The following is a 23,041-nucleotide window of genomic DNA, read 5'->3' on the forward strand; positions in this document are numbered from 1 at the left end:
AAATAATTGATCCTTCTCTTCTATACTTACAGCGTTATTGACCTATCATATGTATCGTCAAAATGGTAGACATCTCTTGAATGGACCAAATAAACTAGTCCAGCACTTTTCTGAATCAGATGATCTACTATTTTTTCTATGGGATAAAATCGTTGACAAGGATGGGATAATATTGTGTCTAACTGCACGATAATGTTGTCTTTCAGAGTATGGCTTTACTTGGATAATCTATAAAATAACATAATATTTTTAAAAAATGTATAATAGATAAAATGACAGATACATGTAAAACCTTATCAATCCTGATCGTTAAATAACGACACCATAAGAAAGGTGATTATCTTGGAAGTAATGGTTTATACGCTACATGCTTTTTCAACGGACTCAAATGGGGGGAATCCAGCCGGCGTGGTGTTAGAGGCCGATCTATTAAAACAGCAGGACATGCAAACTATTGCTCATATGATAGGGTTCTCCGAGACAGCGTTTATTCAGACATCCTCCATTGCGGATTTTAAGATTCAATATTTTACCCCTAATGCTGAGGTTGATTTATGCGGTCATGCCACAATCGCAGCTTTTTATGTAATGGCCTATCAGCAAAAAATTAGTCAGGGAACATATACATTAGAGTGTAAAGCAGGCTTGCTACAAGTAACTGTTGAGGGGAATCATCATATTTTTCTTTCGCAAGCACTTCCAACCTTTTATGATCAACCAAATAGAGAGGATATTATCCAATCTCTACATATCTCAGTAGAAGAGTTAGACCAGCGACTCCCGATCGAGATTGCCTCAACGGGATTAAAAGATATCCTTGTTCCCATAAAAAACCTAGAGATTCTCCATAACATTACACCTGATTTTGATCTGATCTCACAACTAAGCAAAAAATATCAGGTTATTGGCTTTCATTTATTCACATTGGATACAAAAAACGAAATGATTGCTGCTTGCCGGAACTTTGCCCCTTTGTATGATATACCGGAGGAAAGTGCGACAGGGACATCCTGTGGGGCACTAGCATGCTATTTGTACAAGCATAAATTCATTTCTGATCAGGCGGCCATTCACCCCTTAGCTTTCTCTCAGGGTCACAGCATGAATCAGCCTTCCACCATTATTTCAAGACTTTCTATTAAACAGGGGAAAATCGAACAAATTGAGGTTGGCGGGACTGCATCAAATATTCAACAAAGGTTCGTCATCATATAAATGTTATTCTGGAAGCCCCGTGTAATATACAAAAAAAGACACCTGAATCATAAGGTGTCTTTTGATTTGCGATATGATAGTGCATCGATAGTTATTCTCTTAGAAATGTCTATTGTTCAGCCATTGATTAAGCTGTGATTTAAGTTACGAAAGGTTCAATGAGGGGTGAGTATTTTATATGAGTTAATACCAACTAGAACTGATTTAGCCTATTACATCCTCAATAAACCTCTCTAAGGCAGTAACATCCGTAATCCTGCTGTTACACTCATGACTATTGATACATATATACTGACCAACCGCTTTGTAATAATCAGAGGATACATGAGCAGCTCTTGATTTCGAGATCGCTGAAAATAAAGCAACATCCGTATATCCATGGCATAATGCACATATGTTTTTCTTGTGTACAAGAGAATATCTCCCTTCGATCCCAACGGCTTTCCCCTTCAAATGATAAACAATGAATAGTTTATTACTAGAAATGTTAATCCAGCCAAGATAGGTTACCTTTAGGAAGTCAATCGTTACTAAATCAGGAACCTTAAGCTTTTTATTTTTGGGGAATAGCTTCCTGATCTGTTTTTCAGTCACCTGTGGAAATTCAAATAAGTAGGGTGTTAATGAACGGAGATAATCCTGAAACTCTTCGGCTTTTATGGAAGAGATTCTCCCCAACAATTGTTTTTGAATATCCGTAACGGTGGGAAACACGTCTATTACTTTTACTTCTGCTCCATACCTCACCGCTTCCATTACTTTAGGATCAGCAACAGTTAAGGTAGCGTTTCGCAGAATATCTATTTGCTTCTTAATAAAGTTATATTGATGATTTTGAATAAATGGCTCCACCATATCGTTCCCTCCAAATCCATAAACCTAGTCTTTTCAAAAGGCTCAAGTTTCTTCCCTTCTTCACTCTTTCACTATAAAAAATTGGCTTGTGCTTTGATATGCAGTCTTTGATTCAGAAATGAACTCGACATACAAAAAGCACTTATAATCTTGGGAATAGATTATAAGTGCAGCAATCTTCACGCCTGTTTACTGGAATATACAATTTTTTTAATCGTCTCTACCGAAAGAAAATGGTCATCAGCTAATTGATGAATCGTTTTTCCATTTTTGAATGCATGCCTAATGGCAGTATTTCTATCATCAATGAGCTTTCTTCCGCCAGAACGCGAGCCCCATTTTTGGTGTGTCGTTTTTGGTTTGGGAATATATATGGTTTCACCTTGAATATATTTTTGAATTTCAACAAGCAGCTTTTCGGGTAAAATAGCTGTTGCACTCACATATTTCATTTCTGACTGCCCCCTATTCATTAAATCAATGAAAATAAGGTGCAAAGCCAAAAATTAGAAATGATCTATGCTAACTTGGGCGATTTTCTATTGAATATCCACCCCATGCAAAGTATCGCCTCCAATACTTGGCTTTGCATGAGATGCTGCGGTTTCTGACAAACTACGCTTTATTGCCATTGCTTATCACCTCCTGGGATTTTCATTAGTCATCTTTCATTTGTTGTATAATTTCAATCATATATGATGTGATTTGTCAGGGGAAGTGAGTTATGGTTGATTGGTACTGATTTCGGATACCCAGTCTAACCAAAATCTTCGCTTAGGAATACATTATAATGATTATATCGAGTTTCTAACGTATACCTATCATTCATGTTGTTCTGTAATTTGGCAATATGCTCATACAGCCAATCTTCATGTACATCCCTATTTTTGTATTCCTTTATACTTGTCTCATTAAAAATTTTATCTTTTTCATTGTTGCTCGCCTTGTATTTTATCAAGCATTGTACATCATTTGGAATGTCGCCCCATAAATAGCTTATACCTTCTGCTGTTATATCCATTTCACTCAAAGTCTGATTGTAATTAACCTGCTCAATTAATTTTCCATTTAGCGTTTTCTGATTGGCTTTTACTTGTTCAATAAAATCCCTCGTGTTAAAAATCATGATGGTTTCCAAATGGTCATAGTAAGGATCACTTGCTTTTGTCTCTCTCCACATGCTTTGTTTTTCATACGCATAAATTCTACCTGTCTTCATATAGAAGTAGTAATGCTGATCGGCATAGAAAGCTTGTAGGCTATCAAGTCGAAGCAAACTATCATTATGACCTATATCTGAGGTTATTTTATAAACAGATAATTCAATCGAATCAATTAAGAAAATATCACTATAATAAGGTTTCCCATACTCTACCCCTGAATTTGAGATGAAAAAAAGGGCGTACTGATCATCTAGGGCATATATTTCAGATAAATGAGCCTCAACGTCATTCAGGCTATTGGTTTCCATCCATTTATTGCGATATTCGTCAGCTGGTATCACTGCAATTTTATTTGTACGTTTTTCATTGGTCTCTATCCTATAAAATGCGATTACATTTATGTTATCTTGCTGATAAAGCTCAGCTCCGTATATTACATTGCCTGTAGGTGAGATTGAGATTTTCGCTATTTGTTGAGGGATGGGATATAGGGTTTCCTTTTTTCCTTTTTCGAGATTAATGTTACAGATTGCTAGTTTTCCTTTTTCACAGGAATGACTGCAAGCTATGAATGAAGGACTTACGATAGGATTAAGTGGGATTAGTAGAGGTATTTCAGCTCGTTCTTTTTGCATTATAAGTTCGCCCCCGATATATAAAATACGAGTGTGATTATATTAATAATATTACCACACTCGCGATTATCTTAATTATTCAATTAATTCCCAAATAAAATGAATGACCACGACTCTCTCTATACTTACCAGGTCGGTTGTCATCTGGTACTTTTCCGTGAAAATGGTACAAATAATCTGGATAACTCCCATGAATCTCCGGACCCCTAGTTACCTTGTAAAAGATTTTCTTAGCTAGACTTCTTGTCCTAGCAAAAGTATCTGAATCCTCCATTAATTCGTTCCCATTGATCGTCGCGTAGTTCGTATCGTCTTCTCATATGAAAGGTTTACCAAATTCTTATGCCTGTTCATAGTTTGAAACACACTCTATCATAAGAAGAATTATAATCCCTGCCTTGATTCATTTATCTACTTGATTTTTAGAAATCACAGAAGATACTTCTTTAATCCAATTACTTCTCAGTTCTTTCCCAAATGATTCCTGGTAAACTTTTGCTTTAATCTGTATCATCTCTTTTGCTAAACCGCCTTCTAATCCTTGAAGGATTTTTAAGTCTGCATCAGATAAAGGTTTGCTTTTGGGTGCAACATAATTACGATATATAGAAGTTTCCATACGCCAAGCGTAAAATTCTGCTGAGAACTGCTCCTTCATATTGTTTAACATCTGAATGCCTGGAACATCAAGGTCCCCAGAATAGTAAATAACGCAACTTGGGTTTGCTTCAAGACATTTTTCTATAAATACTTTAGAAGCAGTTCTTGCCTGTCCGATAGTACAAAGTAGAACTGGAAAATCTGATGGAAGTTGCCCTAATGAAAATTTGTTTAAATTAAGAAAATGAATGGTTTCATCAACTAGATAAGAAATGACAGACGGATTTTCGATAATATACAATGACGAATATTTTGGATATTGCTTCATCTCTTCGATTTCCCGTAAATTTAACGTACGAGGAGATGTGCCTTTAATTAGATGGGGTACAAAAACATGTGAAATCGAACTAAGATCATCGTCCAGAACGTCGAAATTCCTATAAATTTGACGTTCAAACAAATACTCTGGCATGACTGTCGTATCGTTATCAACATTTCCGCTTAGTTTTAGGCTTTGGCTATTTATATCATTAAGGGCACTCCATAATAATCTTCCTAATGCATTTGTTTTATCGAAGGCATGTGAGTCCTCAGTAACATAAGCAGCGAACATAGGTAATCTAATTTTGCCAGTAGAGATTCCACGTTCTTTAAGCATCTCGTCTTTTCTCATGAGCAAATGCCATAAGGCACTCAAACATGTTAACAATTCTGAATAGGCATTCGTTTCTCTGTCAAAAACCGTTCTCAAAACCCTATAACCTTTGGCTTCTCCTTCCTTCAATCTTTGAAACCAGTTAAATGTTTTTTGAATAAAATTTTCAAGATCAGTATTTGAGATATTGAATTGGATAATAAAATCTCGTTCTACTCGAACAAAAAGATTCGTCCAAGCCGATAGTCTTAAGTCTTTTTGTTCGCGTTTGGTGGAAAGTTGACAGCCGTAGTATAACTCCAACAATTCAAGCAGTGAAGCCGAGTATCCTGCTTCTATGGCCGCTTTTTCAAAGGCGGCGGCTGGGAAACGAGGTCCCTTGTAGCGAACGCCAAGAAAACCGCGTAGAGCTTTTTCCTCTTCTCCGGTGGGCCGCATTTGCACCGTGCCGAATGCCCCATAACTTTCAAACTTCTTACGATACAAGTCGAAAAGGCGGCCAAATTCGCCGCTGCGTCGAAAAATCTCCACAAGCTGCCTGTTATCCTGCATTGCGGGAATGCTCCTCGATACTTTGCTCTAGCGATAGATGATGTTTTTCTTTGCCGTCCCAATAGTAACGTGCAACAGCGAGCACAGGGGAATCCACAGAGCGAAGAATTTGAGCAATGGAGAGTTCATCTACCGTTTCGTAACAGCCCCAGAGCACCTGGGAGTTCATAATATAATCGAACTCAAAATCGTGTACGAGCTGGAACATCTGCGCAATATTTTCGCTGTCGATGCCCGCAAACGCTTCATCCAATGAAATGATACGTGGCGCATCAGGCGCGGCGTACGAATATTTGGCCGCTATCGCCGCAAACAAAGGCGAGTAGATGCTCATGGCCTTTTCCCCGCCGCTGAGCTCCCCGAACACCTTGTTCGTAAAGCGCTCCTCTGGAATACCCTTGCGCGTGATGAACATGTCAAAACGGAACCATCTACGATAATCCAGCGCATTCTTCATTTCTTCAAACATGGAGAAACTCGTGTCGTCCTTGCACTTTTTGCGTGCTTCATTGATTTTGGACATGAAGTGCAGGCGTACTTTTTCCTTTTGCGACGGCGTCAAATAGATGGACTCTTTAGATAAGTACGACAGCAACTCCGTTGTCGAAATTTGGTCTTCTTCTTTGCTTGTGAGAGGAACCCATTCGAGCCGCATCTGGATGGTGCCCGTCACACGCTGCAGCATCACGTTCGCGTCTTGTTCCCAACGCTTCGCGGCCCGCACTTTCTCATGGATCGCAGTACCGACGACATCAATGAGCACCTTTTCAAACAACTTCTGCTCCTCTTCCTGAATATGTTGTGAGATGAGCTTTAATTGATCATCCACATCACGGTGTACTTCACGCGGCGTGCTCTCCACATGCTGGGGCAAAAAGACCAGGAATTGCCGCGAGCAGTGCTGTTCAAGGATCTGCCAGGACGGGTTTTCCTTGTCTTTTGCCTGAATCTCAAGCTGGATCGTGCGACGCGACTGCTTTAGATTGTAATCCGCAAGTTCGCGCTGCGCGTGGCCTTCTGCATCTTTTAGCGCCGAAAGCACCACATCCGACGAAAGTGCCTTGCACGTTTCCTCCAGCGCCTTCACGACCTGAGAAGCACTCTGCGGAGGACATACAAAACCGAGAGACAGCTCCTCTTGATACAATTTCGTCCACGCATTCAAAAGCCTCAGCCGCTCTTCCATTTGCGGCTGTTCTTTCTCATGATTCTTAGCAAGTGTACGGATGTCAATTTCTGCTTCAGTAATTTTATTTCTATAATTTTCCAATAGCTGATCTGCCGCCTGGGCCGCCTTTCTTGCTTCCTCGATCTCCTGTTTCACGTCTGTATCACCGAGATCCTCAATCCGTTCGAGATACATCGCCTCCAGCGATTTGTTCCTTGCAATACTCCGCTCAAGATCCGTTTTCTCATCGGTAAGGAATTCATAATAATCAACCAAACGTTCTTTCTCTGCTGTAAGGTCAGATAGCGATTTAATCTCAGCAAGCCACGCGGTGTGGGCCACGCGAAGCTCAGCGAGCATTTCTTTGTAGCGTGCAATATCGCCGAGCGCTTGTTGATAGCTGGCGTGCGTAAGCGGGAGCTCCAGTTCCTGCGCTACATAATGGAGCGCATTGCGCGCGACTTGGGTCTCGTTGCGATACACACGCAGATCGTTTTGGAGCCGTTCCAATAAGGAGAGCTGGGCGACACGCTCCAGAGTCTTGTTTTCATGGCAGGCAAGGGAATCCTTTAGCCCCTCGAGAGACGGGAACATATCCCGCTCCATATGAAGCAGGCTCTGCTGCTTTTCCAGGGAAAAGCGTTTAGATTCCAGATTGTCTTTTTTGTGAATGAGTTCTTCAAGTAACTTTTGCAGTTCTTTCAACCTGCGTGCCTGAATTTGTTCCCGCGCGGATTTTCCGATGTACGCATCCTCGTATCGAGGTGCCAGCCCCCCGACCATGCCGCTGCGGAATTCACCCGTTTCAAGCACATATCCTTCCTCATGGGGAACAATGGATATAGTTTGCAGCACGGCGCGGATGTCAGCCTCGGAGAGACCGTTTATCGGCGTCGAGCGCATGTAAGTCAGCAGATTTTCTTCTTTATAAGAGCCTGTTTGTACTACGGTCATGGAAGCGGCAACCATCGAACGATCGCTTTCATGCACCACAAGGGCCGTTAGAAGGCCCGCGCGTGTAATAGCGCCTTCGATGGCTTCTTTCACGGACGGTTCTATGTTTTCCATAAATTCAACTGTTTCATAAAAATAAGCGGCGCGGATGTTCTGTGCGCGCAAACGCTCCATTTCCACCACCTCAGAAGCGGTAAGATCGGGCTCTATCTCCGTTTGCGCAGACAGCTCTTCCACCTTTGTTTCCGTTTCCTCAATTTGCTCTTGTAGAAGACCAATGGAGGCTGTAAGGTTTGCTCGCTCTTCTTGAAGTGCGCCGAGGCGCTTGTTGTACAAAACGTTTAACCAATCCGTAACCGCCGCAGGGGAGGAGTCATCCAGAAGGTCGCCAATCCCTTGCAGTATTTCCTTTGCTTCGAGAAACTCGGTAGGCTGAACCTGAAATTGTTGTGCGCCTTCTGCCCATTCTATAACGGCGTGTTCGACCGAGGCGGCACATTCGGCAATTCCTTTCTCCAAGGCACGAATCTCTGCCTCGATTCCTTCTTCGCGTTCTTCTTCGACCGCCACATGTCGCTGCATCCGATCCTCGTGTTCGAGGCGAGATTGCAAGGAACGAAGTTGACTCGCAATGTCCTGCACCTTGCCGTGATGCCCCTGAAGGGTTTCTTGCCAATTTTTAAATCCCGCGTCTGAGAAACTTTCGAGACTGGATTCGAAGTGCTGACTCAAGGCGGTGTGGGGCAAGAAATAGGCGTCATCCGCTAGCGACTCCATCTCCGAAAGCGCATCCTCGCGGCTTTGAGCAGCTTTGTATTCCTCTTCTTCGCTTCGCTTGATTCGATCCTCCACATTGCGTTGTTGTCCTTTATTCTTCTCCATGGCTTCGGCCTTATCTCGCAGTTTGTTCTCTGATTCCTGCAGGGCATCCTTTACCTTACCTAACTCTTCCTCCAGTGTAAAGAGGGGGTGATCTTGCAGGGAGACGATTTTTCTCTGGAGGGTCTCTTTGATATTGGATTGTTCCGTCCATTGCCGCTCTAGATTTGTTTTGGTTACCAATGCCGCAGCTTCGTCGGTTTTATAATCCTTCATGCGCTTCATAGATTCATTAAACCGCTTCTCGCTGGATACGAGATATCTCGCCTTTTCATATAGAGAGAGCTGGTTGTATGTATCGTACGCATCCGCCAACATCGTAAGGAAACCGAGTTCCCTGCCAAAACGAGTCTTCTTTTCTTGCAGGCTATCCATGCTCTCCAACGCCGAGGAGAGCGGGGCCAATTCATATTGCGACAATTCTGGAAGAGCATCGGAGAGAACGTTGGACACCTCGCTCGCTTTCACAGCATTGGAGAGCTTCGGACTTCGGAGCTGGAGCAGCACGCCGATCAGTTCTTTGAATTCCTGCGTGGTTTTAAACCGATAGATTTCTTGATTCACGATCTCCACGTAATGCTGCTGGCTATCGGTAACCTCTCCGTCCCCGCCAATGCGGTCTGCCAAGTCCCCCCTGGTAAGAGGAAACTTTTTGGCTTCCCCGCTTACAATCTTTTCATCATACAACTGAATGTCATACCCAATGCGCTTGTTGCGGAGAATGAAATACCACGTGCGCATGGTGTTGTCGCTTTCCCGCCGTTTTCCATTCAAGCCGATGCCAACGGTTACAAAGGTGTTTCCTTTGCGGTACTCTATGTAGAGATATCCTGTGCCTTCCTCGCGCTTTGATACATGCTTATTGCCGAGCAAAAGATCGATCATCCGCCGATCTTGCGAGCCGAATGGGTCAAGGCGCGACGGTCGCTTATCGCCGTCGAGCAAAAATGGCACTGCCATGGTAGTGGATACCGATTTACCAGAGCCGTTGGCACCGCGGACAAAAAGGCGCCCATTGCTAAACTCAAAAACCGTGTCACCATGATACCAGAAATTTATGAGACCGAAGCGATTCAAATGAAACGTGCTCATCGCCTATCACCTCCGTTTATATAGATTGAGATACGTATTCCCCTGTAACGCGGCCCGCAGCGGAATAAAATACAACCTGCTTGTCCGTAAGCGTATCCGCCATATGAAAGTAAGACATATACTCCATAACTTCTCTCCAAATGACGGTGACAGGCCGTTCCGTAAACGATTTGGTCCACCCATGGCTATGCAGATCTTTGATCTCTTGAAACCATTTGATCGCCTCATATTCCAAACATAGAACACGGCCGTTATGGTCAAGAGCTACTTCTTGGCTGTTTACCTTATCCCAAATGAGGGTTGCATATTGCACGGCTGCATTTGAAATCTGATCATCTTTGGGATAATAGTCACCGTAACGGTTTTCTGCATGGGTGAGCATCGTCGTGCGATGGTACCGTTCGAGGTGCCAATATTCAAACGGTCCTGAAATCATTTCGTTCAGTCTCTCTAGCTCTTCCCTCTCTTCCAGAAGCTTGACTTCCTCTGCTGACAGTTCGTCATCATATACGGCCGATTCTAAAAAGAATCTGCGCAGGAGCCGTTGTCTCGGGGTTGTGCCATTGGCAATCTCTTTCGCAATGTACTCTTCCAACTGACTACGATTTTGGATTTTGCTGAGATCAAAGAAGTAAAGCGGTGCGAAGTGACGAAAATAAGGCGTGGTCTGAAACAAAACATCATACCTTTCATCGTCTCGAAACCCGTCGATGTCACGGTGCACGACATAGACGAGCCTCAATTTCACGCAATGCTGCAGAACATCTGCAAAGGCCCTACGGTGCGAACGTTCCTCCCAGGCGAAAGGAACGGCTTCTTCAGGATAATACATACGGATGGCATCACAAGCGTTATGCAGCGTAAACTGCTTGTCTTCCCCGTTGTCTTCCAAGAAAGCAAGGAAGCAGCAAAAAAACAAATAGTGGAGCGACGTCGTAAAGTCGCCAATGCCCATAAACGGCTTTGTCGAGACGGGAATTTTCTCTAGTTTGATAAACTCATTACGCAGGAGTAAACGATAACCGAAGTATTCGCGCACCATGTCGGCAATTTCCGCTTTTCGAGCGAGAATCTGAAAATACAGGTCCGCCTGCGTGTCCCGATGAATCCAGTGGTAATGAAACAGGGCTTCAATGCATTCCTGAAGCACTAACCGATCTTTACCCATGCTGTTCCTCCATAAACACGAATTCGTAATCATTCATCGTCAGTGTACCATCAGTGGAACGCAGGCGAATACGCTTGCTGGAACGTAACCTAAGATAAAATCGGCGCCCGTCTTCCGTTCGACTTTTTAAGCCTTTTGTAATCATGGCTTGTCCCAACAACTCAAGTAGCAGATCTCGCACTTCGGGATACACGACACCGATCTCATCCAGCGTAATTTTTCCGTCCTTGATCAGGCTGTTGAATTGCTCTTGCACCATCCGCGTTTTCTCCAGATGTTCCTGAACCAGAGACATCTGTGCTAAGGGATCTTCGTATACAGGCAGTTTGGTGCGTCCGTTGCGGTTCCCAGGAGTCTTTTTGTTGAGCGGCTGTTCGAATGGAACACATTCCCACACGTACTTAGTGTTATCATCCTCAGATTTACGTGGGACTAAGAAATGTTTTGTGGTGGAAACGCCAAACATCGCGCCAGCAATAACATGACAGTCCCGCAAGTCCGAAGTGTTCGCAAAAATACGGGCCAGTTCCAAATAGTCATTCTTGCGGCTTTTAAAGTAGTTGAATTTATCGCTGATCTGATCTGCAATCCGTACAATTTTTTGGATGGTGCCGCGGGTTTGCTCGATGAGAAATCGGGAACTCGCTTTGCGGCCATTAATCTCTACGAACCACCCTTTAAAACCGAGCCATTCTGCCCTTCTTCGCTCGGAGGCAAGCTCCACCTCAAACTTATCATCAATCTGCTGCTCCGCTTCGTAAGAAACAATCGCGGAAATAATGTGCTCGATCTCACTTTCATCGATGAACCCGAGGCGCTCCTCGATCAAATCTTTCTTCTCCATAATGCCGACCACGAAGTCGCTTAACAGACATACAAATTTTTCTTTGTACGGCAAAAATGACTCCGTGCGGATCAGGCGTTCATATGGTTCGCTGTTTACGTGTGACAAAAAGTCGGCGGTACCGTTGCGAAGGGCTTCAAATCGGGACATGAGGTCCCGCCAGATGTTGCGGATATCGCCCAACGTCCCATTGTCCGAAGGTCTCCACCTGCGAAGTTTGGTCAGGTCCTCTAAAATATGGTCCGCCAAAACGCGCTCGAACGATCCACCGCGGATCGCCTGCAGATTATGCTGCATCTCCTCAAGCGTACGTTCGAGTGAAATGGTATATTGCGTGACCTCATAATAATTCTTGCGTTTATAAAAATCCTCGATGCATTGTGCATGGGATTCGTCTTGATGGACGATCAGGTTGTTCCATTTCACGAGCGCCTTGAGGTCTTCTTCCAATTCTTTCTCGGAGTAATCCTTAAAGTGAGGGCCAAACTGCTCTGACGTTACTAATTCTTGATACACATCATCCAGGAACATATAAGAGTTGTATTCCTGACGGTACTTCTGATAGAAAACGTAGCAGATTGGACGGTATCTTTCTGCTTTAGGAACAACAAGATATGTCGCCTCTTTTACGGAATTTAATAGAAGGCTCATTCGGCAATCTCCTTTCTAAGACTGATATGTATGTATCTACTCTGGAATCTTAGGATCAGAAACATTTTCGCCACTTCAAAAAACACCAAACCACTCCAGCTTTATTAATAGCCCATAGAGACAGATATTTGTCATGGAATGTATATTCTTATGATTTTTTATTGTTAAGTAAGCAGTCACAACTGATACGCTAATGAGGGCGATACAGTAGCAGCGCCGGATAATTCAAATTGCAACATTCTGAGAGCCCCTTCAATTGATATCAAACTTTTCCGACAACATTTTAATGGTGGTTAGGATATTTCTAGGGTGTGTTTTCAAAGCCTAAGCCAACCAAATCATAGCCGAGGCAAGCTTTAAGAAAGTGACAAAGGTACGAGGCAATTTATCGACCGGGTCGTCAGTCGGCGATTATGCTTCAGTTTGTTGAACAAGCACTCGACCAAGTGACGCTCTTTGAACAGTCGCCCATCGGTTAGACGTTGGACGGTGCAATGCTTGCAACTGGGAATGACCACATGCGCCTACTTCTCTTCCAGCAGTGCGAAGATCTTGTTTGTGTCATATCCGTAGTCTGCCATAACGTTTGCCTTCGACATCCATCTTTTACAGGATCTCATAGCCCGTTACGCAGTCGTTCACGTTGCCGGTGTCCCTTCCTATTTCAACGGGTAGCTGAGTGCGTCCACGACCGCGTGGACTTTGGAGGCTAAGCCTCCCAGTGAAATTCCGATCGCTTGGAATTGCTGCCTCTTTTTGCTTTGGCCCCGTGCTGGTGAACCCGGATGATGGAGGCATCGATCATGACGCTTTCGGCATCCGGTTCAGTGTCCCGTACTTCGAGCCGGTCGAGCAGGCCCGCTTGTTCCCAGCGGCGGAACCGCATATACACGGAATGCCACGCTCCATAATAGTCGGGCAGATCCCGCAATGCTGCTTCCGAGCGGACCACACAAAGTATCGCATTCAGCATCTGGCGATTGTCCTTCGCCGGACGTCTGCCTTGTGCCTTCCGCTCAGGTGGCAAGAGCTCTTTAAGCTTTTCCCATTGGTCGGCGCGTAGTTCGTATCGTCTTCCCATATGAAAAGTTTACCAAATTTTAAGACGCATTCAAAGTCTAAAAACACGCCCTAGCGACAACCAGCGAGACGAATCAATCGATGCTCAAAATCAAGCCATTGAGGAATATGCCAAACTAAACAACTTCGAAATCGTAAAGGTCTACGCAGATCGAGCCAAAAATGCTACATCGGAAAAGCAACCTGAATTTCAAAAAATGATTCATGATAGCGCACTCAACCTGTTTGAATACGTAATCGTCCACAAGCTAGACCGCTTCAGACGCGACAGGTACGACAGACAATAGCCACTATAAAAGAAAACTAAGACAGAATGGCGTACGAGTTCTGAGTGTGACAGAAAACCTGGATGACTCACCTGAGAGTATTAGGCTTGAATCTGTTATCGAAGGAATGGCGGCATACTGCAGCAAAAACCTAACCCGAGAAGTGATGAAAGGCATAAAAGAAAATGCCTTTCAATACGAGCATACAGGCGGTCTCTCTCCCCACGGTTACGACGTCGATCCAGTCTCCAAACAGTACGTCATTAACGAGACAGAAGCTGCTCAAGTTAAAATGATCTTTTCTATGTAACTGGATGGGTACGGGTACAACAAAATCATCGATGCACCAACGCCAAAGGCTACAAAATAAAGCTGGGAAAACCTTTCGGCAAGAATAGCATTCACGACATCCTGCGAAATGAAAAGTACTCCGGCGTGTATGTTTTCAAAAAGACCGCGAGCAAGAACGCTTTCGGCAAGCGTAATGGACATGCCATAAAAGACGATAAGGATGTGGTCCGCGTCCCAGACGGAATGCCAGCCCTCATCTCCCCCGAAGATTACCAGAAAGTCTTTGAAAAAATGAAAGGCACCAAGCGTTCTCCAGCAGCGTACGAGGCAACAGAAACCTATCTCCTCAGCGGCATGATCGTCTGCGGCGAATGCCTTGAGAAACACGATCACGAGTTCGCTATGATGGACAACTCCCACCCCATCGCCAGAAACAAAATGACGTACGTGACATACCGGAGTGGCAATCGAGACAACAAAAAGAACTGTGACAACTAGGAATTGCGAAGAGAGCACATCGAAAACTTCGTGATTTCCGAACTACACGCCCAGATTTTCAATGACGATGTGATCCCCCATCTAGTTGAGCAGTTGAACGAGCATTAGAACTCGCTGAATACTGAGCGGCAGGAAGATCTGTCAGTACTAAAAGCCAAACTCCAGGAAGTCAACAAACAGCTCGACAACATCGTTTCGGCAGTTGCCCAAGGCTTCACTCAAGCGACGTTCATGGAAAAAATGACGGAACTAGAGGAGCAAAGAAACCATCTGGAGTTTAACATCAAAGAACTCGATCTGAATAACAAAAAAACAGTCATCACGGAGGACATCCTGCGACAACTGTTTGGCATGTTCAAGATTTATGTAACTGAGAAAACATTCCTGAAATTAAGAAATTCATCGGTAGTTATGACGAAAAGGTGATAGATATTATCTTCATGATCAAATTGTGGATTTGTTAGGTGGAGGCGGGGGGATTCGAACCCCCGTCCGAAAACAGCGATACATGAGCATCTCCGAGCGCAGTCACTCATTTATGTTTCGGTAGTGGATTCGCGGAGTGACGCGCTGACCCGCTACCTAGTCTGATTGATCTTCTTCCATCGGCTCCAGACGGAAGCCTCAGGCGTATCCCACTAAGAGTGAGTGCTAGTCACGCCACATGGGCGATGGAGTGGTAGCACCTAGCTGAGATTAGGCAGCTAGAGAAAGTTGTTTGTTGCCAGTTAATGGCTTTCCGCGTTGTTGACGAGGTCCGCAGCCCCCCGGCTCGCTTCTCATGCTCTACCATCCCCGTCGAATCCAAAACGCCCCCAGGATAGAAAGAGCAAAGAAAACTTATTCAGTTTTTCTTTACTACACAGCCTCATATAAAATAAATGGCTTGCAACGATGTCTCAAATCGTCCATCGTTGTACACCTATACTACCACAGTTTACGTAAAAATCTCAATGTGGGTTACTGGCAGAGTTGGAAGAACTGCCGCCTGAAGCCGTTCTTTTCCTCTAATATTTCTGACGGTCTCTCAGGGCTCTCGCAACCTCGCGTTGGGCATCCTTTTTCTTCAGGTCCTCACGCTTGTCATAATTCTTTTTCCCACGGACAACAGCAAGCTCAAGCTTTGCCCAGCCTTTTTTTAAATAAATGCTAAGCGGAACAAGGGAATATCCCTGTTCACGAATCAAGCTGTTCAATTTCAGAATCTCCAAACGCTTCATTAACAAACGGCGATTTCGTTCAGGTTCATGATTGAATCGATTGCCTTGTTCGTAAGGGCTAATGTGCACGTTATATAAAATAAGCTCTCCATTAACAATACGAGCAAAACTATCCTTCAGCTGCACTCGTCCGCCTCGAATCGACTTGATTTCCGTACCGGTTAGCTCGATACCTGCCTCCATCACTTCTTCAATGTGATAATCATGTCGGGCTTTTTTGTTTTGGGCTACAGTTTTTGTTCCTTTTTTAGAAACGGTCACGGAAATCACCTCATCTGAGCAAGAGTAGTGCCTTTAATTTTAACAAAAATAAGACAAGAAGGCAATGCTTTGTACTCCATTGCCTTCTTGCGTCTCTTCTAAGATTACCTCCGCTTACGCTTCGCTTGTTTTACCACGGATTTTCGTTTTTTCTTTTGCTTGGAGCTTACAAAATCCTCCCAAAAGCCCTTTTGTTTGGATTCCACTGCTTCCTGATTTTCTTGGCCTGGAAGTGCGACAAACCGTCCCGCTCCTGTTTTACCAGTTGAACGACGCTGTGCATCTTTTCCACGGGTATTTTGACCACCTTGATTTCGTTCCTGCTTATGCTTTCGTTTCGCAGCCGCCGGACCCGTATCTTTATAAGACTTCGAACGACGCTGTTTTCGATTACCACCGCGATCCTTGTCTCGGCCATTACCATTAATCACTTTTGCCTGACGAGATCTGTTAAATCGTAGCTCACTTGGCTTTTTCATACCTACGATTTCAAAGTCAATGGTACGTTCGTCAACATTAACAGTAGTTACACGGACCAAAACCTCATCGCCAATGCGATACTGCTTCCCTGTACGTTCTCCGATCAGAGCGTACATTTTTTCATGGTAATTATAATAGTCGTCTGTTAGATAGCTAACGTGGACTAATCCCTCAATCGTGTTTGGCAGCTCTACAAAGATACCGAAGGAGGTGACACTTGAAATCACGCCCTCGAACTCTTCGCCAATATGCTGTAGCATGTACTCAGCTTTTTTCAGATCGTCTGTTTCACGCTCGGCATCTACTGCTACGCGTTCTCGTTGTGAAGTATGTTCTGCGATGATTGGCATTTCAGCAATCCAATATGCTTCTTCCTTCGCATCAAGCTGTTTTTTCTCCAACCATAAACGAATCATTCGGTGCACAATTAAATCCGGATAACGGCGAATAGGCGAAGTAAAATGCGTGTAGTAATCGGTAGATAGCCCAAAGTGTCCCATACTTTCTGCATCGTAACGTGCTTGTTTCATGGAACGAAGCAATACCGTACTAATAATGACTTCTTCTGGTGTCCCCTTGATTTCCTCCAACAGCTGCTGTAATGCTTTTGGATGAACCGACGTTCCCTTGCCGCGCACGCTGTACCCAAAGCTAGTGATGAACTCCATGAAGTTTTGTAGCTTTTCTTCCTTTGGATCTTCATGAATCCGGTAAATAAAAGGACGCTTCAGCTTATGGAAGTGTTCTGCAACTGTTTCATTGGCTGCGAGCATGAACTCTTCAATGATTTGCTCAGCTATAGAGCGTGTGCGGAAGCCGATATCGGTTGGTGTTCCTTCAGCGTCTACATAAATTTTCGCCTCACGGAAATCAAAATCGATAGCCCCACGCTGCATCCGTTTTTTACGCAATTTGAGACAAAGCTCTTCCATGCTTTCAAACATCGGGACTAATTCCTGATATTTCTCACGTAACTCCTGATCCTGATCCACTAAAATACTACGCACATCTGCATATGTCATTCGCTCGTTGGTTCGAATCACACTTAAATAGATATCATACGAAACAACATTAGCCCCTGCATCAAATTCCATATCACAGGTAATCGTTAACCGATCCACTTTTGGATTTAAGCTACAAATACCGTTTGATAATCGGTGTGGGATCATCGGAATGACTCGATCCACTAGATACACGCTTGTACCACGTCTGTATGCTTCCTGATCTAAAGATGATTTTCCTTTGACATAATAGCTTACATCAGCAATGTGAACGCCTAGACGCACATTCCCGTTCTCTAATTGCTCCAGAGAAACGGCATCGTCCAAATCCTTTGCATCTGCTCCATCAATCGTAACCATCATGCGCTCACGCAGGTCGCGTCTACCTTTTATCTCTTCATCCGAAATTCGATCTGGAGCCGCTTCCGCTTCTGCAAGCACATCATCGGGAAATCCCTCTGGTAAGTTAAACTTTCTAATAATCGAAAGGATATCCACCCCAGGATCATTTTTATGCCCTAGAATCTCGGTTATTTCTCCTTCGGGGTTTCCTCTACCCTCTGCGTACTTAACGATCTGTACAACCACTTTATGGCCATCTACAGCCCCATTTACTGCTTGCTGTGGAATAAAGATATCTTTACCAATCCGCTTGTCATCTGGAATAACAAAGCCGTAATGGCGTTCATCCTGATAGGTTCCGACAATCGTATGAGTGCTACGTTCCACTATCCGAACGATTTTACCCTCCAGCCGACTTCCGAATGCTTCTTTTTCCACTCGAACTAATACCGTATCCCCGTGCATTGCTCCCTGCATATCATTAGAGTGCACATACACATCCTCTTCGCCTTGAGTCTCGGGAATGACAAAGCCAAACCCTTTAGGATGGTTTTGCAGCCTACCGCGAACCAAGTTCATTTTTTCTGGAATCCCATAGCGGTTTGCACGTGTACGTACAACTTCCCCATTATCCTCAAGCTGATTCAAGGTTTTTACTAGCTGCTTAAAATCGTTTGAGTTCTGTAAGCCAAACGCTTCTTCTAGTTCATGTATTGTCATCGGATGATACGCCTGTTCCCTCATAAAGGAAAGGATATCTATATCTTTCATGTAAAAGCTCCTTTTTTCTTGATTATGTTTTAGTATGCCAAGTTATGTTCAACACAAAACATGTTCTTCTCTCGTAATACTTTCCTTACTATTGTACCCGTCATTTATTTCTTTGTACCATCATATGTAGAAATGCGTACAAAAAAAGACAGCAACACAAAAGCGTCTGCTGTCTTTTTACCATTTACTTTGCTTGAAGGAAGAATGCCAGCAAGATAGCGGATAGCATAAATAATACAGCGAGAACCACTGTGATTTTACCTAAAACAGCATCCATTCCTCTTGCTTTCTGTTTACCAACAAGTTGTTCAGCCCCACCGCTAATTGCACCAGAAAGACCGGCGCTTTTACCGGATTGCAGAAGAACGACAAGAATTAAACCGATAGCGGAAACTATTAAGAAAATCTTTGCAAGTAAAGCTAGCATAATATTTCACCTCGTTACAATGTAAGTACAACCGACCCTTCATTGTCTATAATCTTTACTTTACCACAATTAAAAGGGAACAACAACTTGCTGAAACATCCTTTCCATACACTTCCAGACAATGGATTCCCTATACAAAAAATTGCCAAGGTTTTATAATGATAAATGTCAGACTTTTATAGATTAATCAATTTATTTCACTTTTAATCTTTACCTTTTTTACCCATAAAAGCGCTTACTTTATCCATCATTTTGAATATGTTTCTATAATAAGGTAAGAAAGCATAAGTTCTTTAAATATTGTCAGAATTGTGTACATTGTGAACTAGTGTGTCACTTTCCTTGCAAGTACACTGCTTTTCCCGTAAAATGCAAGTAGGTTTCATTCTTATATCTAGTATTTAGGAGGTTCCTTTCGCATGGCTGGTTCAAACTTTAAGAAAGACGTGAATCAAAACGACGTAGTTGACTCGGCGAAAGCATTTGGGTTCTCTTTTGGTATCTTGTTCCTCGTTTTCGTACTGTTCCTCGTAGCCTCTATTATTTATCCGCCTAAACATGGCGAAGAAGCAAAGGGCGGCGGAGCTGGTGGAACTACCAATATCAATGCTGAAGAAATTGTTAAACAAAAATGTACATCCTGTCACGGTCAAAACCTGGAAGGCATGGTGGGTCCCGCACTTGCAAACATCGGCTCGCAGCTTGATGAAAAAGCGATAAGTGATGTCATCAAAAACGGTAAAGGTACTATGCCAAAAGGTGTTCTTCAAGACGCAAAGGAAATATCAGCAGTATCTAAATGGTTGTCTGAAAAGAAATAATTCATTTACTCTTCCGAACACATCAAAAATATATCAGACGAGCGCCTTTCCTGATATAGTCAAAAGCTCTGATCGTCCAAATGACATCAGAGCTTCTTTGTTTTTGCTGCTTCATCCGTGATAAAAATGCTTGCAATGCTCTTTTTGTAAGGGATGATGGCGATAATGCATCTCTACCAAGGTATACCACTCCTGCGCATTCAATACTCCTTGTTCGATCTTTTTGTTCCATGAACAAAAAAAGACACCCTTGCAAAAGCAAAGATGTCTTTTCGTATAAAACGAAGCTTATTTTTTAAGATTGTAGAATGCTGCACGGCCACCGTAACGAGCTGTTTCACCCAATTCATCTTCCAAACGAAGCAATTGGTTGTATTTCGCAACACGGTCTGTACGGGATGGAGCACCTGTTTTAATTTGACCAGCGTTAGTTGCAACCGCGATGTCAGCGATTGTGGAATCTTCTGTTTCACCAGAACGGTGAGAGATAACTGCTGTGTAACCAGCGCGTTTAGCCATTTCGATTGCATCGAAAGTCTCAGTCAATGTACCGATTTGGTTAACTTTAACCAAGATGGAGTTAGCAGTATCTTTTTCAATACCAGTAATTAGACGTTCTGTGTTGGTTACGAACAAATCGTCACCAACCAATTGAACTTTGCTTCCTAGGCGGTCAGTTAGAAGCTTCCAACCTTCCCAGTCATCCTCAGCCAATCCGTCCTCGATAGAGATGATTGGGTATTTGGATACTAGGCCTTCATAGAAAGCAACCATTTCTTCTGTCGTTTTTACTACGCCTTCACCAGTGAAGTGGTATTTGCCATCTTTGAACATTTCAGTAGCAGCTACGTCAAGAGCGATGAATACGTCTTTACCAGCTTCGTATCCAGCAGCTTTGATAGCTTCTAGGATTGTAGTGATCGCTTCTTCGTTGGATTTCAAGTTAGGAGCGAAGCCACCTTCGTCACCTACTGCTGTGTTAAGGCCTTTATCATGAAGAACCTTTTTCAAGGAGTGGAAGATTTCAGAACCCATACGTAGAGCTTCTTTGAAAGAATGAGCATTTACTGGCATAACCATGAATTCTTGAATATCTACTGTGTTATCAGCGTGCTCTCCACCGTTAAGGATGTTCATCATAGGAACTGGAAGAGTTTTCGCGTTGAATCCACCCATGTAGTTGTACAAGGAAACACCTAGAGAAGTAGCTGCTGCACGAGCTACTGCCATAGATACACCTAGGATAGCGTTAGCACCCAATTTTGCTTTGTTTGGAGTACCGTCTAAAGCGATCATCGTCATGTCGATACCAACTTGGTCAGTAGCGTCCATACCGATTAGCTCAGGTGCGATTGTATCGTTTACGTTTGCAACAGCTTTTGTTACACCTTTACCTAGGTAACGAGATTTGTCACCATCGCGAAGCTCAACTGCTTCGTGTGCACCAGTGGAAGCACCAGATGGAACTGCTGCACGGCCCATAGAACCGTCTTCCAAGTATACTTCTACCTCTAGAGTTGGGTTACCACGGGAATCCAGAATTTCGCGAGCGTAAATATCAGTAATAATTGTTGTCATTAATGCCATCTCCTTATTCTCTTATTCTTATTTAATAATGGATTTTCCTGTCATTTCGGCTGGTTGTTCTACACCTAATAGCTCCAACATAGTAGGAGACAAATCAGCTAGAATACCATCTGCTCTCAGGTCGATACCTTTTTTGGTCACAATAACTGGAACAGGGTTTGTGCTATGAGAAGTGATTGGTCTGCCTTCTTCTGTAAGCATCCAATCAGCGTTTCCGTGATCGGCTGTGATGATAGCTACTCCGCCCTTAGCAATAATAGCGTCAGCTACGCGACCTACGCAAGCATCAACAGTTTCAACAGCTTTAATGGTAGGCTCCATCATACCTGAATGGCCAACCATATCGCAGTTTGCAAAGTTAAGAATGATTGTATCGAAGTTTTCTTCTTCAATTTCCTTCACTACTGCATCAGTTAATTCATAAGCGCTCATTTCTGGTTGTAGGTCATAGGTAGCTACCTTTGGAGAAGGAATCAAAATACGCGTCTCACCTGGGAACTCCTGCTCACGACCGCCACTGAAAAAGAACGTTACATGCGGATATTTTTCTGTTTCCGCAATGCGCAATTGCTTCAGATTATTTTGAGCTAACACTTCACCTAGCGTGTTATCTAGGTTTGTTGGTTTGTAGGCTACATATCCATCGACTGACTCAGAGAATTTCGTTAAGCATACAAAGTGTAGGTCTTTCGGATAATTCTCTCCACGGTCAAATCCACGGAAATCCTCATTCGTGAACGCTTGGGAGGTTTGGATAGCACGGTCAGGACGGAAATTGAAGAAGATAACTGAATCACCGTCTTCTACTTTCCCAATCGGCTGGTCATTCTCATCAACCATTACAGCAGGCATAACGAATTCATCCATGACAGATTTCTCATAGGATTCCTTTACTGCCTTGATTGCATCAGAGTAATGAGGGGCATCGCCATATACCATAGCACGGTATGCCTTTTCAACGCGTTCCCAGCGTTTATCACGGTCCATAGCGTAATAACGGCCTTGGACAGTCGCGATTTTACCAACGCCAAGCTCATTCATCTTACGTTGTACTTCTTCAATGTAGGTAACGGCACTATCAGGAGCTACATCGCGACCATCTAGGAATCCGTGGACAAATACATCCTCTGCGTTTTCCTTTTTTGCAAGCTCAAGCAGAGCAAGTAGATGGTTGATGTGGCTATGAACACCGCCATCAGACAATAAGCCAAAGAAGTGAACCTTTTTGTTATTCTCTTTCGCATGCTTAAAAGCAGCGATCAATGTTTCGTTTTCAAAAAATGCGCCTTCTTTAATGGACTTGGTGATGCGAGTAAGATCCTGATAAATGATGCGTCCTGCACCAAGATTCAAGTGACCTACCTCGGAGTTACCCATTTGTCCTTCTGGAAGACCTACTTCAAGACCAGAAGCTAGCAAGGTAGCATTCGGGTAATCATTCATCAATCGCTCGTAGTTTGGTTTTTTCGCTTGATTAACAGCATTACCGTAATCATTAGTGCGAAGACCAAACCCGTCCATAATAATTAACGCAACTGGTTTTGGTCTGTTAGCCATATAGCTTC

At 43.5% G+C, this 23,041-nt stretch carries 18 protein-coding genes and 1 other RNA gene; 5 read left to right on the top strand and 14 right to left on the bottom strand.

Annotated features, from left to right (window positions below; translation table 11 throughout):
- The first annotated feature begins 351 nt into the window (after positions 1–351).
- Positions 352–1,215: a PhzF family phenazine biosynthesis protein gene (locus tag GOP56_RS13985; RefSeq protein WP_367802387.1), complete on the top strand. Its 864-nt coding sequence runs from the start codon at positions 352–354 to the stop codon at positions 1,213–1,215.
- A 204-nt stretch (positions 1,216–1,419) separates the two neighbouring features.
- Here GOP56_RS13985 and GOP56_RS13990 read toward each other — a convergent pair whose 3' ends face one another.
- The 8 genes from GOP56_RS13990 to GOP56_RS14025 all read right to left on the bottom strand — a co-directional run bounded on the left by GOP56_RS13990 (position 1,420) and on the right by GOP56_RS14025 (position 13,512).
- Positions 1,420–2,070 (bottom strand): FusB/FusC family EF-G-binding protein, encoded by a 651-nt coding sequence (locus GOP56_RS13990; RefSeq protein WP_163245889.1) that lies wholly within the window; start codon positions 2,068–2,070, stop codon positions 1,420–1,422.
- A 179-nt stretch (positions 2,071–2,249) separates the two neighbouring features.
- A complete protein-coding gene (locus GOP56_RS13995; RefSeq protein ID WP_022585481.1) occupies positions 2,250–2,522 on the bottom strand; it encodes a CD3324 family protein in 273 nt (90 codons plus the stop codon).
- Between the two features lie 305 nt (positions 2,523–2,827).
- On the bottom strand, positions 2,828–3,868 hold the full coding sequence (locus GOP56_RS14000) for a hypothetical protein (protein ID WP_163245890.1): 1,041 nt from the start codon (positions 3,866–3,868) through the stop codon (positions 2,828–2,830).
- 403 nt (positions 3,869–4,271) lie between these two features.
- Positions 4,272–5,675 carry a TIGR02679 domain-containing protein gene (locus GOP56_RS14005; RefSeq protein WP_163245891.1) on the bottom strand — a complete coding sequence of 468 codons (1,404 nt, stop codon included), beginning with the start codon at positions 5,673–5,675 and terminating at the stop codon, positions 4,272–4,274.
- A complete protein-coding gene (locus tag GOP56_RS14010; RefSeq protein WP_163245892.1) occupies positions 5,665–9,768 on the bottom strand; it encodes a TIGR02680 family protein in 4,104 nt (1,367 codons plus the stop codon). The genes GOP56_RS14005 and GOP56_RS14010 overlap by 11 nt, the downstream gene beginning before the upstream one ends.
- A 16-nt stretch (positions 9,769–9,784) precedes the next feature.
- Positions 9,785–10,936 (bottom strand): TIGR02678 family protein, encoded by a 1,152-nt coding sequence (locus GOP56_RS14015; protein ID WP_163245893.1) that lies wholly within the window; start codon positions 10,934–10,936, stop codon positions 9,785–9,787.
- Positions 10,929–12,431 carry a TIGR02677 family protein gene (locus GOP56_RS14020; protein ID WP_163245894.1) on the bottom strand — a complete coding sequence of 501 codons (1,503 nt, stop codon included), beginning with the start codon at positions 12,429–12,431 and terminating at the stop codon, positions 10,929–10,931. Before GOP56_RS14020 ends, GOP56_RS14015 begins: the two co-directional genes overlap by 8 nt.
- Before the next feature lie 709 nt (positions 12,432–13,140).
- The gene (locus GOP56_RS14025; protein WP_163245895.1) at positions 13,141–13,512 is read right to left on the bottom strand and encodes a transposase; all 372 of its coding nucleotides are present in this window, start codon (positions 13,510–13,512) and stop codon (positions 13,141–13,143) included.
- Positions 13,513–13,609: 97 nt separating this feature from the next.
- Here GOP56_RS14025 and GOP56_RS23995 point away from each other — a divergent pair, with 97 nt between their 5' ends.
- The 3 genes from GOP56_RS23995 (at position 13,610) to GOP56_RS24005 (ending at position 14,566) form a co-directional block, all read left to right on the top strand.
- Positions 13,610–13,798 (top strand): recombinase family protein, encoded by a 189-nt coding sequence (locus GOP56_RS23995; protein WP_254068730.1) that lies wholly within the window; start codon positions 13,610–13,612, stop codon positions 13,796–13,798.
- Positions 13,799–13,844: 46 nt separating this feature from the next.
- On the top strand, positions 13,845–14,087 hold the full coding sequence (locus GOP56_RS24000) for a hypothetical protein (RefSeq protein ID WP_254068424.1): 243 nt from the start codon (positions 13,845–13,847) through the stop codon (positions 14,085–14,087).
- An 89-nt stretch (positions 14,088–14,176) separates the two neighbouring features.
- Complete coding sequence (locus tag GOP56_RS24005; protein WP_254068732.1) at positions 14,177–14,566, top strand: recombinase family protein; 390 nt, start codon at positions 14,177–14,179, stop codon at positions 14,564–14,566.
- Between the two features lie 462 nt (positions 14,567–15,028).
- Here GOP56_RS24005 and ssrA read toward each other — a convergent pair.
- The 4 genes from ssrA to secG form a co-directional block, all read right to left on the bottom strand.
- Positions 15,029–15,383: a transfer-messenger RNA gene (ssrA, locus tag GOP56_RS14035) on the bottom strand.
- 190 nt (positions 15,384–15,573) lie between these two features.
- On the bottom strand, positions 15,574–16,047 hold the full coding sequence (smpB, locus tag GOP56_RS14040; protein WP_163245896.1) for an SsrA-binding protein SmpB: 474 nt from the start codon (positions 16,045–16,047) through the stop codon (positions 15,574–15,576).
- Positions 16,048–16,151: 104 nt separating this feature from the next.
- A complete protein-coding gene (gene rnr / locus GOP56_RS14045; protein WP_163245897.1) occupies positions 16,152–18,641 on the bottom strand; it encodes a ribonuclease R in 2,490 nt (829 codons plus the stop codon).
- Positions 18,642–18,825: 184 nt separating this feature from the next.
- A complete protein-coding gene (gene secG / locus GOP56_RS14050) occupies positions 18,826–19,068 on the bottom strand; it encodes a preprotein translocase subunit SecG (RefSeq protein WP_003334399.1) in 243 nt (80 codons plus the stop codon).
- A 419-nt stretch (positions 19,069–19,487) separates the two neighbouring features.
- Here secG and GOP56_RS14055 point away from each other — a divergent pair, with 419 nt between their 5' ends.
- The gene (locus tag GOP56_RS14055) at positions 19,488–19,889 is read left to right on the top strand and encodes a c-type cytochrome (protein WP_003334398.1); all 402 of its coding nucleotides are present in this window, start codon (positions 19,488–19,490) and stop codon (positions 19,887–19,889) included.
- A gap of 288 nt (positions 19,890–20,177) precedes the next feature.
- On the opposite strand, the gene eno is transcribed toward GOP56_RS14055, so the two are convergent.
- A complete protein-coding gene (gene eno, locus GOP56_RS14060) occupies positions 20,178–21,467 on the bottom strand; it encodes a phosphopyruvate hydratase (protein ID WP_163245898.1) in 1,290 nt (429 codons plus the stop codon).
- A 27-nt stretch (positions 21,468–21,494) separates the two neighbouring features.
- On the bottom strand, positions 21,495–23,033 hold the full coding sequence (gpmI, locus tag GOP56_RS14065; protein ID WP_101669248.1) for a 2,3-bisphosphoglycerate-independent phosphoglycerate mutase: 1,539 nt from the start codon (positions 23,031–23,033) through the stop codon (positions 21,495–21,497).
- Positions 23,034–23,041: the final 8 nt, after the last annotated feature.

It is taken from the genome of Brevibacillus sp. 7WMA2 (genome assembly GCF_010748895.1).
Classification (GTDB): domain Bacteria; phylum Bacillota; class Bacilli; order Brevibacillales; family Brevibacillaceae; genus Brevibacillus_B; species Brevibacillus_B halotolerans.